The sequence below is a fragment of the Pseudomonas sp. TH32 genome (genome assembly GCF_016650855.1).
GTDB lineage: Bacteria > Pseudomonadota > Gammaproteobacteria > Pseudomonadales > Pseudomonadaceae > Aquipseudomonas.
Genome location: NZ_JAEKFA010000002.1, coordinates 855,301 through 868,974 on the forward strand (window position 1 = coordinate 855,301; position 13,674 = coordinate 868,974).

Genomic DNA, 13,674 nt, shown 5'->3' on the forward strand with positions numbered 1-13,674 from the left:
CCTGCAAAGTTCAAAATAGAGCGCGACTATACGAATAGATGCTCCAACTAATTAGAGACCCCAGGAGTATTGAGTCCATGCGGCAACTGTTTGAACCACGCGCTCGTCGTTTTGAGTCACTGGCCACCGCGTCCAGCCTTGGCGTGCTGTTGATGTTGATACACGGTGCGGCGTTTGCCGCCCCGGCCGACCCTACCCTGGCCACGGTGGTGGTCACCGGCGCCGAAGCCACCGAGGCGCAAAAGGCCGAAAAGCAGTTGGCCAGGGTGCCCGGCAAAACCGCGGTGATCGACAACCGCAAGATCGAACAGGGCCGTGCGGCGAATGCCGAGGACGTGCTGGCGCTGCAGCCGGGAGTCTTCGCCCAGGCCACCAGCGGCTCGGGCGCCAACAAGATATCGATCCGTGGTTCGGGCCTTAACACCTTCTATCAAGGCTATGTGCTGGGGATTAAATTCCTCTACGACGGCCTGCCGTTGACCGGGCCGGGCGGCACCCAGGAAGACATGCTGGACATGGCCTCGGTGGACCACACCGAGGTGCTCTACGGCGCCAACGCCTTCCGTTATTCGGCCTTGTCCCTGGGCGGCGCGATCAACTTCGTCAGCAAGACCGGGCGCACCGACCCGGGCAACTACGCGCGCTTCGAGGCCGGCAGCTTTGGCTACCGCAAGCAGCAACTGAGTACGGGTGGCGTGGAGGGCGACAACGACTACTACGTCAGCATCCAGCACAACGAGCGTGACGGTTACCAGGACAACACGCCGAACAAAGGGCAGGGGATCGTCGCCAACTTCGGCCACGTGTTCAGCCCGCAACTGGAGACGCGCTTCTACATTCGCTACAAGGAAGAGACCCTCAGCCAGGGCAACACCCTGACCAAGTACCAACTCAAGCACGACCCCACCAGCAACCTCGTGCCCATCGGGCGCAAGAAGGACGGCTCGACCCTGCTGGGCAGCACCACCACCTACACCTTTGACGACAATGCCAAGCTCGAAGTCGGCCTGGGCTACAACGATTACCCGCTGGACAACGGCTGGCGCTATTCGCCAACGCCCCAGGAATGGCGCTCCCAGGACGTCAACCTGACCCTGCGCTACCTGCGCACCGCCGACACCTTCTTCGGCCTGCGCAGCGACAGCAGCGTGACCTTCAGCAACACCCTGGCGTACCTGGCCGATGTGAAATCCCACAGCAAGGCCACCGGCATCACCCAGCAGAAAACCAACTACACCGGCTCCCGGGACACGGTGTTTTCCCTCGGCAACGAACTGCAACTGAATGACCGTACGTGGCTGTCCACCGGGCTGTCGTTGATTGATATCAAGCGCAAGGCGCAGATCGAATACACCACCGGCACCAATACCAGCGCGTTCCCCAGTGGCGTCGAATACGATGAGACCGACGTCGCCCCGCGCATCGGCCTGCGCTATCAACTGACCCCGGAATTCGAAGTGTTCGGCAACGTCAGCCGCTCGGTGGACCCACCGGTCACCTGGCAACTGGGCAGCACCGGCACGCCGTATATCCGCGATGTGCGGCCACAAAAAGCCAACACTGTGGAGTTCGGGATTCGCGGTGGCCACGGTATTTTCGACGGCAGCCTGACGGTGTACCGCTCGTGGGTGCAGAAAGAACTGCTGTCGGTGGTGGTGCGCCAGGCAACGGCGACCCAGGATCAACTGGTGGCCACCTCCAACGGCAGCGCGACGATTCACCAGGGCATCGAAGCCGGCTTGAATGCGCAACTGTGGGACGGCGGCAATGGCGACACCGTGACCTTGCGCCAGGCGTACACCTTCAACGACTTCCACTACCGCAATGACTCGGTGTTCGGCGACAACCAACTGCCGGGCCTGCCGCGCCAGGTCTACCAGGCCGAGCTGGAGTATCGCCAGGGCAGTGGCTTCTACGCCCAGCTCAACGCCCGGGCGGCGTCCAGTTATTACGTCGACTTTGCCAACTCACTGAGTGCGCCGTCTTACACGTTGTGGGGCGCGAAGGTGGGCTACGAGGCCCCGAGCAAGAAGTGGGAAGTGTTCGTCGATGCGCGCAACCTGACCAACAAACGCTACGCCACGGCCACCAACACCGCGTACGACGCCAAGGGCCAGGACTCGGCCAACTTCTATGTGGGGGATGCGTTCAACGTGACCACGGGGGTTGCGTTTCACTTCTGACCGCAGGCCGGCGCTCTAACAAACAAAGGAAATCCTGTGGGAGCTGTCGAGCTTTAGCGAGGCTGCGATGGCGTCAGCACAGTCAACATGGATGTTGCCTGGCCCACCGCTATCGCAGCCTCGCTAAAGCTCGACAGCTCCCACATTTGATTTTGTTGCGTCCAGAAACCTAGTTCTGCGGCCGTTGCTTGGTCGAGTCCAGCTCGGCCTTTTTGCCGGTGCTGATCTCGGTGATCTGCGCCGACTTGGCGATCGCAAAATCGAAGGTGTCCTGCATCTTGGCGATCGCATCGGTGGCGGTGCCGTTCAGGCCACCGTTGGCGGCCCAGTCGAAGTTCCACACGCCGGACAGGTTGTCGGCACCGGCCACGTCATGGGTTTCGATCGCGGTGAACACGTCGGGATGGCGCTCCATGTACTGGGCTGCAGCGCTGACATCCGCCGGCACCTTGCCCGAGGCGTTGCTGGCCAGTTGTGAAAGCTCTTGCTTGGTAATGGCCGACTTGCCCGTCTGGCGCATGTAATCAGCGACTACCTTGCTCGACTTGGCAATGTTCAACTTGTCGTCGAACACCGACGTTGAGGCTTTTTGAGTAGTCGGTCCGCCACCGGCGGGTGTTACGGTAGTAGACATCGGCGCTGCTCCCTCAATGGATTGGATGACATCGACGCCGACGTTAGCATGGGCAATTGGCCATTTATCGCCGGCTTCACAACAATTCGCAGCGGCCGGAAAATTTCACAGCGTTTCGCACAGGGAAGGGATGGTGTTCAGGACGACTCAAGGGAAAAGCCGGTTTGCCGGGTTTTTCATCAGCCGCAATTTTTCACTGTTATGGCTGGGCCAGGCGCTCTCGTCCTTTGGCGAATTTGTGTTGGAGAGCACGATCATCGTCTGGCTGGTGACGGACCTGTTCCGTGACAGCGCTTTTCTACCGAGTGCCGTTGGCCTGGCGGTGGCGGCATCGGCGATTCCGCGGGTGCTGGTGGCGCCATTGGCGGGCGCCTGGGTCGACCGCATGACGCCGCTCTACGTGATGATCAGCGCAGACGCTATCCGGGTGATCAACTTCCTGGTCTTTATCCTGATCTATTCACTGTCCGGCCTCGGCCAGATACAGGTGTTCACCGGCGTGCTGCTGTTGCTGGTGCTCAACAGCAGCGCCGCGCAGTTCTTCAACCCGTCCCGCCAGGCGATCATGCAAGTGATCATTCCCGCAGAGCGGCGGGTAGAAGCGTCGGCCAAGACGATGTTTTCCCTGACGGGCATTTCGGTGCTCTCAGCTTCCGTGGGCCCGGCCTTGTTTGTGTGGGTGGGGCCGATCTGGGCGTTGATGATCAATGTGCTGGCGTTCAGCTGTTCGGCGTTATGCATCGTGGCTACCCGAGGCCTGCGTACAGCGTTGTCGGTAGCGCACACATCGTTCTGGCGTGGGCTGTTGGAGGGCCTGCGGTTTTCCTGGGGGCACCCGTCGATTCGGACCCTGCTGACCGGTGTGGCGTTGTACGGCTTTTCCCTAGGTATCAATAACGTCGTTTTGTCTTTGTACGCCTTCAAGACCCTGGGCCTGAGCCCGCGTGAATATGGCCTGGTCCTCGCCGCGTTTCCCGTCGGTGGTCTGGTGGCGGCATTACTGGTGCGGCCGCTGTTGAAGGCCTTGAGCATTCGCCGGGCGTTTACCGTTGCGCTGTTGTGCCTGGGGCTGAGCTACCTGGGCTACGCGTCGCATCCGCCGTTTTACCTGGCCTGGGCGCTGATGTTTTGCTGTGGGGTGTGCTTTTCGGTGTTCGCCATGGTGCAGGGGCCCATGCTGCAAGAGGCCGTGCCGTCGGGCTACATGGGCCGGGTCTCGGCGACGGTGACGCCGGTGCTGGCCATCGCCTCGTTGACCGGCACGCTGGTGTGTTCCCAGACGCTTAACCTTGCGCAGGGTGTTATCGGGGATGTCTACGGCGGTTACATCGTTATCGCGGCGGGCTTGCTGCTGACAGGTGGCGGATTGATGCTGCTCGGCGAACGGGCCGGTAAACACCGGGCCGCCTTGTCAAAGTGATTCCCCCGCATCCAGTCTGGCCAGCAGCATCTCACCCCGTTTCCACAGCGCGTCCTGTTTGGATTCAGGCATGCGGTCGAGATTTTTATACAGCATGGCCATGCGCTGATTGCCCCGCAGCAGGTCGCCATGGCGCATCAGGAAGTGCCAGTAAAGCGAATTGAACGGGCAGGCATTCTCAGCGGTGCTTTCAGTGACGCTGTAGGCACAGCCTCGGCAGTAGTCGGACATGCGCTTTATGTATTGGCCGCTCGCGCAGTAAGGCTTGGAACCGAGGTAGCCGCCATCGGCATGCATGACCATGCCCAGGGTGTTGGGCAGCTCGACCCAGTCGAAAGCGTCCATGTAGATCGCCAGGTACCACTCGCATATCTGGCTGGGCACGATCCCGGCCAGCAAGGCGAAATTGCCGGTGACCATCAGCCGCTGGATGTGATGGGCGTAGGCGTGTTTCAGGCTTTGGCCGATCGCCTGGCGCATGCAGTTCATTTGCGTCTCGCCCGTCCAGTAGAACTCCGGCAGCGGGCGGCTGTTGCCGAATGAGTTGCCGGCGGCGTAGTCCGGCATTTTCAGCCAGTAGACGCCGCGTACGTATTCACGCCAGCCAATCAGTTGGCGGATAAACCCTTCGGCAGCATTCAGCCCGATGCTGCCCGACCAATAAGCCGCCTCCACATCGCTGCACAGTTGGCGCAGCTCCAGCAGGCCGATGTTAAGCGCGGCGCTGATGCGGGCATGAAACAGAAACGGCTCGTCGCTGGCCATGGCGTCCTGGTAGTCACCGAACCCCGCCAGGCCGTAATCCAGAAAGTAATCCCAGAGTGCCTGGGCGTCGGCGTGGGTCACCGGGTAATCGAAGGTGTCCAGTGCGCCGTAGTGGCTGCTGAAGTGTTTACCGACCAGCGCCAACACGTCCCGGGTGATTGAGTCCGAGCTGAAGCGCGCCGGGTAGGGCGCCTTGGTACCCTTGGGCAGTGCCTTGCGGTTGTCTGCATCAAAGTTCCAGGCGCCGCCCACCGGCGTGCCGTCACCGTTCAGCAGCAGCCCGCTCTTGCGGCGCATCTCACGGTAGAAGTACTCCATGCGCAGCTGTTTTTTGCCGCTTGCCCAGGCTACGAATTCGTCACGGCTGCACAGGAAGCGACTGTCGGCGTGCCACTGGATCGGCAAACCGCAGTCCTTCAGGGATTGCTCCAGGCGCCAGTCACCGCATTCAGTCAGGTGCAGTTCGCGCGCGTGCAGCTGCGAGTACCAGCGCTTTAACTCGCCGGGCACCGAGCCGGTGTTTTGCGGGTCATCCAGGCTGACGTACTGCACCCGAATACCGCGCTGCTGCAACGCCTGGGCAAAGTGGCGCATGGCGCTGAAGATCAGGGCGATTTTTTGCGGGTGGTGGGGCACATGGCTGGCTTCCTCCATCACCTCGACCATCAGGACCGCGTCGTGCTGGCTGTCCAGCCCATTTAACGAGGCCAGGTCAAACGATAACTGGTCGCCCAGGACCAGGCACAGCCGATGAGTCTCATGCATTGATTCAATGGGCCTCTTGGACGGACTGGCGGCGGAAGAACAACGTCACCTGACCGACCTCGACGCCCAACTTGGACATGCTGGAGCGATTGATCAGCGTGTCTTCGTCCATCAGGTACATCCAGTCGTCGAGGCTCACTTCGTAGACGGAGCCGTCAACCGGCAGGTTCAGGATGTAACGCCAGCGCAAGGCGTTGCCGGCCACTTCGCCCTTGGCTTCACCCACCACATCGTCGGCACGACCGCGCCAGTGGCCCGGGCCGTCGGGCGTCAGGGTCCAGACACGCCGCTGGCGCGTGCCGTCGCTGTAGAGAAAGCGCTCGTCGAGAATCAGGTTTTCACCTTCGCGGCGGCTGGCGATATTCACCTCGAAACGCTTGGCCACTTCGCCCGAGCGCTTCTCGAATATCCCCCAGGCTTTAACCGGCTTGCTGAAGAAACGCACCAGGTCCAGCTGCGGTTGCTGGTCGGCATAGTGTTTGACGTCAACGCTGCCGCAACTGCACAGGCCGAGCACCAGGGCCAGTGAAACCAATAAGCGGGTCATAGCGTTTCTCCCTGAGCGGGCGTGATACAGCGGAAGCCTGATACTTGTACAAAATAATAAACTTGTACAGGTATTTTGTGCGGTATCTGTCTGTTGATCATTCCCACGCAGAGCGTGGGAACGATCGGTCGCCCGGTTTATCAGTAGCGAATCATCACCGACTTGAGCTCGGTGTAGTCCTCGATAAAGGCCCCGCCAAACTCACGCCCCACCCCCGAAGACTTGTTGCCGCCAAACGGCACCGCCGGGTCGAGCATCGTGTGCATGTTCACCCACACGGTGCCCGCGTTGATCGCCGGCACCATGCGCAGGGCCTTGCTCAAATCGTTGGTCCAGAGGCTGGCGCTCAGGCCGTAGGGCGTGTTGTTCATCAGTTCCAGCAGTTCTTCCTCGGTGTCGTAGGGGAAGAACGTGGCGATCGGGCCGAAGGTTTCTTCGTTGAGCAGGGTGTCGTTGATCGTGTTGGCGAGAATCACGGTGGGCTCCACATAGCAGCCCGGGCCCTCGATCAGCTTGCCGCCGTGGACAATTGTATTGTTCTCGGCGCGGGCCTTGGCGAAAAACCATTCGAGTTTCTTTTGGTGCTGGCGGTTGGTCACCGGGCCGAATTCGGTGCGCTCGTCCAGTGGCGAGCCGATGTTCAACCGGCTCAGGCGTTGCGCCAATTTCTCCATGATCGGCTCGATCTGCGAGCGGTGGGCGAAGAAGCGTTCGGCCGCCGCGCAGATTTGCCCGGAGTGCAGGAAGCCGGCTTCGATGATGCCGTTGACCGCCTTGTCGAGGTCTACATCCCGCAGGAACCCGGCGGAATTTTTGCCGCCCAGCTCCAGGGTTGCCCGGGTCAGCCCGGCGCCCATGGCGCTGCGGCCCACGGCGATGCCGGTGGGCACCGAGCCGGTAAACGAGACCTTGTCGGTGCCCGGATGCTCCACCAGGCCCTGGCCCACGTGCCCGCCACCGGTCAACACGTTCAGCACGCCCGCCGGCAGGCCGGCGTCGATGGCCAGTTCGGCGATGCGCAGGATGGTCAGCGGGGTGAACTCGCTGGGCTTGATGATGATGCTGCAACCGGTCACCAGCGCCGAGGCGAGCTTCCAGATGGCGATCATGGTCGAGAAATTCCACGGCACGATGCCCACCACCACGCCCACCGGTTCGCGCAGGGTGAACGCGGTGTAGCGTTCGCCGGCAAAGGAGGGCAGTGACGGGGTGATGGTCTGGCCGCTGATCTTGGTGGCCCAGCCGGCGTAGTACCGCAGGAAGTGCGCGGCCTGGTCCACTTCAAAGGCCCGTGAAACCTGGATGATCTTGCCCGACTGGCAGGTTTCGATCTGCGCCAGTTCTTCGCGGTGTTGCTCCAGCAGCTCGGCAAGTTTCAGCAGCACATTGCCGCGTGTCGCCGGTGCGGTTTGGGACCATTGCCGGAAGCCGCGACGGGCGGATTCCACCGCCGCGTCGATATCGGCAAGGTCGGCGTCGGCCACGTGGGCGATCACGTCGCCGTTGGCCGGGTTGGTCACCTCCAGGGTCTGGCTGGAATGGCTCGGGACGTAACCGCCGTCGATGAACAAGGCATGGTTTCGACCAAGGAAGGCGTGGACTTCAGGCAGCAGCGCAATATCGCTCATGGGATTTTCCTGCTCGCAAAAGCCCGAGGTTAACCAGCCTGGGCGGCCCGGGCTTGTCTCTGTCTGCCGGACGATATGCCTGTGGCTGCCAGGCCTGTGGAAAGTGCAATCTTGGCTGTGGAAGGTGCATTTTCCGGAGGTGTTGCCCGCTCCATACTGGCCCCACATCCAGCGCCGTTCGTTGAGTTTGAACGCCAGCCGGACATCCAATAATAAGCAGGGCAGTCCATGAAAAAGCCAAACCCGCTCCTCGAAGACCTCAAGGCGATTCTGCCGACCATCGCTGCCAACGCCTTCCAGGCCGAGCAGGACCGCAAGGTTCCCGACGAGAACATTGCGCTGCTCAAGAGCATCGGCATGCACCGGGCCTTTCAACCCAAACCCTTTGGCGGCATGGAAATCTCCCTGCCGCAATTTGCCGACTGCATCGCCTTGCTGGCCGGCGCCTGTGCCAGCACCGCCTGGGCCATGAGCCTGTTGTGCACCCACAGTCACCAGCTGGCGCTGTTTCCCGCCAAGCTGCAGCAGGAAGTCTGGGGCGATAACCCGAATGCCACTGCCAGCAGCAGCATCGCGCCGTTTGGCCGCACCGAGGAAGTGGAGGGCGGTGTGCTGTTCAGCGGTGAAATGGGCTGGAGCAGTGGCTGCGATCATGCCGAGTGGGCGATTGTCGGTTTCCGTCGCAAGAACGCCGAGGGCACCCAGGACTATTGCTTCGCGGTATTGCCCCGCAGTGACTATCAGATTCGCGATGACTGGTTCGCCGCCGGCATGAAAGGCAGCGGCACCAAGACCCTGATCATCGACAATGTGCTGGTGCCCGAACACCGTATCCAGAAAGCCAAGGACATGATGGAAGGCAAGTCCGCCGGCTTTGGCTTGTACCCCGACAGCAAGATTTTCTACTCGCCGTACCGGCCGTATTTCGCCAGTGGTTTCTCCACGGTGAGCCTGGGCGTGGCCGAGCGCATGCTTGAGGTGTTCCGCGAGAAAACCAGGACCCGCGTGCGTGCCTACACCGGCGCGGCGGTGGGCGCTGCGACTCCGGCGCTGATGCGTCTGGCCGAGTCGACGCACCAGGTGGCGGCTGCCCGGGCCTTCCTGGAAAAGACCTGGCAGGAACACGCCGAACACAGCGAGCAGCACCGTTATCCCAGTCGCGAAACCCTGGCGTTCTGGCGCACCAACCAGGCGTACGCCACCAAAATGTGCATCCAGGCGGTGGACCGCTTGTTCGAGGCCGCCGGCGGCAATGCGTGGTTCGAGCACAACGAAATGCAGCGCCTGTTCCGCGATTCCCACATGACCGGCGCCCATGCCTACACCGACTACGACGTGTGCGCGCAGATCCTGGGGCGTGAGCTGATGGGGCTTGAGCCTGATCCGAGCATGATTTGACGCCGACCCGGCCATCACCACAATCAGGACTGCGCGTTGATGCAGTCCGGGAGTCTTGCATGTCTGATAACAGTTTCGACCCACGGGCTTTTCGCCGGGCCCTCGGTAATTTTGCCACCGGCGTCACCGTGGTCACCGCCGCTGATGCCAGCGGGCGCAAGGTGGGCGTCACCGCCAACAGCTTCAACTCGGTGTCCCTGGACCCGCCGCTGGTACTGTGGAGCATCGACAAGCGCTCCAACAGCCACGAGGTGTTCGAGCAGGCCAGCCATTTTGCGGTCAACGTGCTGGCGGCCGACCAGATCCACCTGTCGAACAACTTTGCCCGGCCCAGGGATGATCGTTTTGCCGAAATCGAATTCGAACCGGGGGAGGGCGGCTCGCCGGTCTTCGCCGATTGCTCGGCGCGGTTTCACTGCGAGAAATACCAGCAGGTGGATGGCGGCGATCACTGGATCATGATCGGCAAGGTGGTGGCGTTTGATGACTTTGGTCGTGCGCCGTTGCTCTATCACCAGGGGGCGTATGCGCGGATCCAGGAGGCATAAATCCTGTAGGAGCCGGCTTGCCGGCGATGGCGATCTTGAGGCAGCCATCGCCGGCAAGCCGGCTCCTACAGGGAGGCTAGAACGGCACGGCCACGGTGACCTGGCTGTAGACATTGGTACCGTTGCCCCCCACCTGATTCCCGCCGTTGCTCTCATCCTTGTTCGGCTTGTACAGCCCCAGCAGCGGCGTGATGATCAGGTGTTCATTCACCGCCCATTCCGCGTACAGGTCCAGTTCGCGCCCATCGAGGTTGAGCATGCCGCCCTTGCTCAAGGTCTTGTAGTCGAAGAACAGCGCGCCGACGGTCACGCTGTCCAGCGGCTTGACCTTCAACGCCACGTGTTGCACCTCGGTATTGGTATTGAACGGCCCCGAGTAATTGCCGGCCACTTCGCCCTGCACCCAGGTGCCGTAGCCTCGGTTGAAACCCGAGAACATCGCGTCCCAGTTTTTTGAATAGCGGCTGTAGCGGTACGTCAGGTCCGGCGACCAGGGCAGTGCGGCGAAGGTATAGCCGCCTTCGGTGTACCAGGCCTTTTCCGGGCCAGCATCCTTGTCCTGCCAGGCGTATTCAAAGGAAAAGTGCGCGTTCTCGATCCCGGCATTGCCGGCGCCCCGCAGGCTGTAGATGTTCATGCCGGCGCGCTGTTTTTGCAGGTCATTGGCATAACGGTCGTCGACGCTGATGCCGTGGATATAGGTCAGGCCCACGGTACCCGGCGCGGCGGTGTAGTCCAGGGTGCCGGCAGCCATTTCAGTGTTGGCCTGGGCGCGGTTGTCGGACTTGATCCACATCACGCTGCCATGCACGCCGTCCTTGCCGCCCAGGCGCAACACGGCGGTTTGATCAAAGGCATGGCGCGCGGCGATGTAGTAGGCGCCGCCGCGGTTGAACTTGCCGTCGTCCACGCCCTTGCCGAGGTTCGGGCCGTCGTCGTTGATGATGAAACCGTCGCCGAGCATGATGACCTGGCGGCCGAACGACAGGTCCACGCCATCCTTGCCCAATCCCGGAAACAGCTCGCCCGAGCGCCAGCCGGCGAAGGCTTCGTCGAACTTGGTGGTGCGCTCGCGGCCGGTGGTCACGCCAGACGCGTCGCCGTCGCCCCAGGTGCCGGAGCTGACCAGGTTGGCGGTGCCATACACGCTGCCCAGGGCGCCGAAGCGCTGGTCGATGCTCAAGCCATACTTGATGAAACCTTCGCGCCACGTTGAGCCGCCGGTGGTGCCGTCGTAGTTCTTGCGGCTGTTGAACAGGCCGTACACCGCCAGGAAGTTGCCGGTGACGTGGGTGTCGTCATCGGCATACAGCTCGAAGGCCTGGGCCGATGACTCGATGATCATCAGCGCGATGCCCAGGCTGATGGCCCTGTACAGGTGACGGGTTTGTTGTGTGTGCTGCATTGTTATAGTCCCCAACAAGGTGAATTGAGGGAGCATTAGGGCGAGCGCCGCCGGGCCAAGTCTTTCCCCTGCGTGCCAGGCAATTGACCCAGGCCGCCAGTGGCAGGGCGGTGGCAGGCAGCAACAAAACCGGCGGCAGCCAGGAGCAAGACGATCAGCCAGGGCGGGGCGCAGAGTGCCAATACTTCTAAAAATCCGCTTCTTGAGGATCCGCACCATGTCGATCAACGACCGGCTCACCGAACATTTGAAACGCGGCACGGTGGGCTTTCCAACCGCGCTGGCGAGCACTATTGGCTTGATCATGGCCAGCCCGGTGATCCTCACCGCGACCATGGGGTTTGGCATCGGCGGCAGTGCCTTCGCGGTGGCGATGTTGATCGCGGTGGTGATGATGCTGGCCCAGGCGACCACCTTCGCCGAGGCCGCCTCGATCCTGCCCACCACCGGCTCGGTCTACGACTACATCAACTGCGGCATGGGCCGGTTCTTCGCGATTACCGGCACCTTGTCGGCGTACCTGATCGTGCATGTGTTTGCCGGCACCGCGGAAACCATCCTTTCCGGGGTGATGGCGCTGGTGAACTTCGAACACCTCAACACCCTGGCAGAATCCGCCGGCGGTTCGTGGTTGCTGGGGGTGGGTTTCGTGATTGTGTTCGGGGTGCTCAATGCGTTTGGCGTCAGCGCGTTCGGCCGGGCCGAGATCATCCTCACTTTCGGCATGTGGACCACCTTGATGGTATTTGGCGTGCTGGGCCTGATCGCGGCCCCGGCGGTGCAGCTGGACGGCTGGTTCGGTGAGTCCCTGGTGGGCACCGACCTGGTCACCATCCTGTCGCTGGTGGGCATGGCGATGTTCATGTTTGTCGGCTGCGAATTCGTCACGCCGCTGGCGCCGGACCTGCGCAACTCGGCCAAGGTGATGCCCTGGGCGATGGTGCTGGGGCTGCTGGGCGTGGCCACGTGCATGTTCATCTACGGCGCGGCGATGAAGCGCCAGGTGGAAAACGTATTGATCGACGCGGCGGGCGGCGTGCACCTGCTGGACACGCCGATGGCCATCCCGAAATTCGCCGAGCAGGTGATGGGCAGCATTGGCCCGATGTGGCTGGGCATCGGCTTCCTGTTTGCCGGCGCTGCAACCATCAACACCCTGATGGCCGGTGTGCCGCGAATCCTGTACGGCATGGCGGTCGACGGCGCGTTGCCCAAGGTTTTCACCTACCTGCACCCGCGCTTCAAGACGCCGTTGCTGTGCATCCTGGTGGCGATGCTGATCCCGTGCCTGCACGCGCTGTACCTGGGGGCAACACCGACAACATCATGCACCTGGTGCTGGCGGCGGTGTGTGCCTGGAGTTTTGCTTACCTGCTGGTGACGTTGTCGGTGGTGATTTTGCGAATTCGCCGGCCGGATTTGCCTCGCGCCTACCGCTCGCCGTTCTTTCCGCTGCCGCAGATTCTGTCGAGCATCGGCATCCTGCTGGGCATGTGGTTTATCACCCCGCCCGGCATGAACCCCGCCGACATCTACATCCCCTTTGGCGTGATGCTCGGGTGCACGGCGGCGTACGCGCTGTTCTGGACGCTTGTCGTGCAGAAGGTCAATCCATTCAAGCCTGCCTCGGTGGAAGAGGTGTTGGCCAAGGAGTTCGCCCATGAGCCGGGTCCGTCGCACAACGGGTATGTCAGCCATGCTGCAAAAACTGTCTGAACTGTTCAGCGCCCGGCGTGCGCCTGCCGGGTATCGGCCCGGGGTTACGCTGGAACACCTGCGACGCAACCTCGGCCTGGCCGGTTATGAGGCATCCGGCCCGACCACGGCCCGGCTTTCCCTGGACAATCTCGGGCTGCAACTGGAGATCGTCGAGCGCACCGAGTCGCAGCTGTTGATGCACCTGGTGATGATCGAATTCGTGTTGCGCATCCCTGCCTCGCAGCAGGGCACGGCGAGCTTCGAACTGCACCACACCGGGGCCGTTCGACGCACCGGAATCCGCTGTCGGCAGCGGTCGGGAGACAAGGACGTTTTGACGCTTCTGCAAACCGAACTGCAGGAGGGCAGCGCGTTGCATCGCGCCCTGATGCCGCTGGATTTCAAGCGCCTGCGCATCGACCTGCAGGATCACCAGTGGTGCGTACGGCTTGAGCATATGGGCGGCAGCGAGGTGGTCAACCGCCTGCCGGCGTTCCGGCGCTACATCGCCTTGAGCAGCACTCAACGCGCCTGGCTGCTGGACGCGCTGGGCGGTTTCCAGCGCGCGTTGCAGGCTCACTGATCGCAGGATTTGGCATCAATAGTGCAAACACCTTGGCAGACACGTACTTGTTGCGCGCATATAGATAACATGTTAACTATTGCCCGACAAAAACAAAAAG

General features: G+C 61.9%; 9 protein-coding genes and 2 pseudogenes. 6 read left to right on the plus strand and 5 right to left on the minus strand.

What is annotated here, in order from left to right; all coding sequences use genetic code 11:
- The first annotated feature begins 77 nt into the window (after positions 1–77).
- Complete coding sequence (locus JFV30_RS07745; RefSeq protein WP_201122857.1) at positions 78–2,183, plus strand: TonB-dependent receptor family protein; 2,106 nt, start codon at positions 78–80, stop codon at positions 2,181–2,183.
- A 169-nt stretch (positions 2,184–2,352) separates the two neighbouring features.
- On the opposite strand, the gene JFV30_RS07750 is transcribed toward JFV30_RS07745, so the two are convergent.
- Positions 2,353–2,817, minus strand: a complete 465-nt coding sequence (locus tag JFV30_RS07750) for a hypothetical protein (RefSeq protein WP_029616095.1) — start codon at positions 2,815–2,817, stop codon at positions 2,353–2,355.
- A gap of 133 nt (positions 2,818–2,950) precedes the next feature.
- Here JFV30_RS07750 and JFV30_RS07755 point away from each other — a divergent pair, with 133 nt between their 5' ends.
- On the plus strand, positions 2,951–4,237 hold the full coding sequence (locus JFV30_RS07755; protein WP_201122859.1) for an MFS transporter: 1,287 nt from the start codon (positions 2,951–2,953) through the stop codon (positions 4,235–4,237).
- Here the strand turns inward: JFV30_RS07755 and JFV30_RS07760 are convergent.
- The 3 genes from JFV30_RS07760 to JFV30_RS07770 all read right to left on the minus strand — a co-directional run bounded on the left by JFV30_RS07760 (position 4,229) and on the right by JFV30_RS07770 (position 7,942).
- A complete protein-coding gene (locus JFV30_RS07760; protein ID WP_201122861.1) occupies positions 4,229–5,767 on the minus strand; it encodes a cryptochrome/photolyase family protein in 1,539 nt (512 codons plus the stop codon). The genes JFV30_RS07755 and JFV30_RS07760 overlap by 9 nt on opposite strands.
- Positions 5,768–5,771: 4 nt before the next feature.
- The gene (locus JFV30_RS07765) at positions 5,772–6,314 is read right to left on the minus strand and encodes a DUF3833 domain-containing protein (protein WP_201122862.1); all 543 of its coding nucleotides are present in this window, start codon (positions 6,312–6,314) and stop codon (positions 5,772–5,774) included.
- Between the two features lie 140 nt (positions 6,315–6,454).
- Positions 6,455–7,942 carry an aldehyde dehydrogenase family protein gene (locus tag JFV30_RS07770; RefSeq protein WP_201122864.1) on the minus strand — a complete coding sequence of 496 codons (1,488 nt, stop codon included), beginning with the start codon at positions 7,940–7,942 and terminating at the stop codon, positions 6,455–6,457.
- 228 nt (positions 7,943–8,170) lie between these two features.
- On the opposite strand from JFV30_RS07770, the gene JFV30_RS07775 reads away from it, so the two are divergent.
- Positions 8,171–9,340, plus strand: coding sequence for a p-hydroxyphenylacetate 3-hydroxylase oxygenase component (locus tag JFV30_RS07775; RefSeq protein WP_201122866.1), 1,170 nt, complete (start codon positions 8,171–8,173; stop codon positions 9,338–9,340).
- 59 nt (positions 9,341–9,399) lie between these two features.
- Positions 9,400–9,876: pseudogene (locus tag JFV30_RS07780) on the plus strand (flavin reductase family protein); the annotation flags it as partial.
- An 88-nt stretch (positions 9,877–9,964) separates the two neighbouring features.
- Here the strand turns inward: JFV30_RS07780 and JFV30_RS07785 are convergent.
- Positions 9,965–11,293, minus strand: a complete 1,329-nt coding sequence (locus tag JFV30_RS07785) for a hypothetical protein (protein ID WP_201122867.1) — start codon at positions 11,291–11,293, stop codon at positions 9,965–9,967.
- 217 nt (positions 11,294–11,510) lie between these two features.
- On the opposite strand from JFV30_RS07785, the pseudogene JFV30_RS07790 reads away from it, so the two are divergent.
- Together JFV30_RS07790 and JFV30_RS07795 are read left to right on the plus strand one after the other, a co-directional pair.
- A pseudogene (locus JFV30_RS07790) lies at positions 11,511–13,009 on the plus strand (APC family permease).
- Entirely contained in the window at positions 12,990–13,574 is a 585-nt protein-coding gene (locus JFV30_RS07795; RefSeq protein WP_201126146.1) for a DUF3156 family protein, read from the plus strand. Before JFV30_RS07790 ends, JFV30_RS07795 begins: the two are co-directional and overlap by 20 nt.
- The last annotated feature ends 100 nt before the right edge of the window (positions 13,575–13,674 follow it).

What these genes read in the sequence shown, in the direction of transcription:
- JFV30_RS07760 (WP_201122861.1), bottom strand. Translation starts at nt 5,767, where the DNA reads ATGCATGAGACTCATCGGCTGTGCCTGGTCCTGGGCGACCAGTTATCG.
- JFV30_RS07750 (WP_029616095.1), bottom strand. Translation starts at nt 2,817, where the DNA reads ATGTCTACTACCGTAACACCCGCCGGTGGCGGACCGACTACTCAAAAA.
- JFV30_RS07785 (WP_201122867.1), bottom strand. Translation starts at nt 11,293, where the DNA reads ATGCAGCACACACAACAAACCCGTCACCTGTACAGGGCCATCAGCCTG.
- JFV30_RS07765 (WP_201122862.1), bottom strand. Translation starts at nt 6,314, where the DNA reads ATGACCCGCTTATTGGTTTCACTGGCCCTGGTGCTCGGCCTGTGCAGT.
- JFV30_RS07775 (WP_201122866.1), top strand. Translation starts at nt 8,171, where the DNA reads ATGAAAAAGCCAAACCCGCTCCTCGAAGACCTCAAGGCGATTCTGCCG.
- JFV30_RS07745 (WP_201122857.1), top strand. Translation starts at nt 78, where the DNA reads ATGCGGCAACTGTTTGAACCACGCGCTCGTCGTTTTGAGTCACTGGCC.
- JFV30_RS07795 (WP_201126146.1), top strand. Translation starts at nt 12,990, where the DNA reads ATGCTGCAAAAACTGTCTGAACTGTTCAGCGCCCGGCGTGCGCCTGCC.
- JFV30_RS07770 (WP_201122864.1), bottom strand. Translation starts at nt 7,942, where the DNA reads ATGAGCGATATTGCGCTGCTGCCTGAAGTCCACGCCTTCCTTGGTCGA.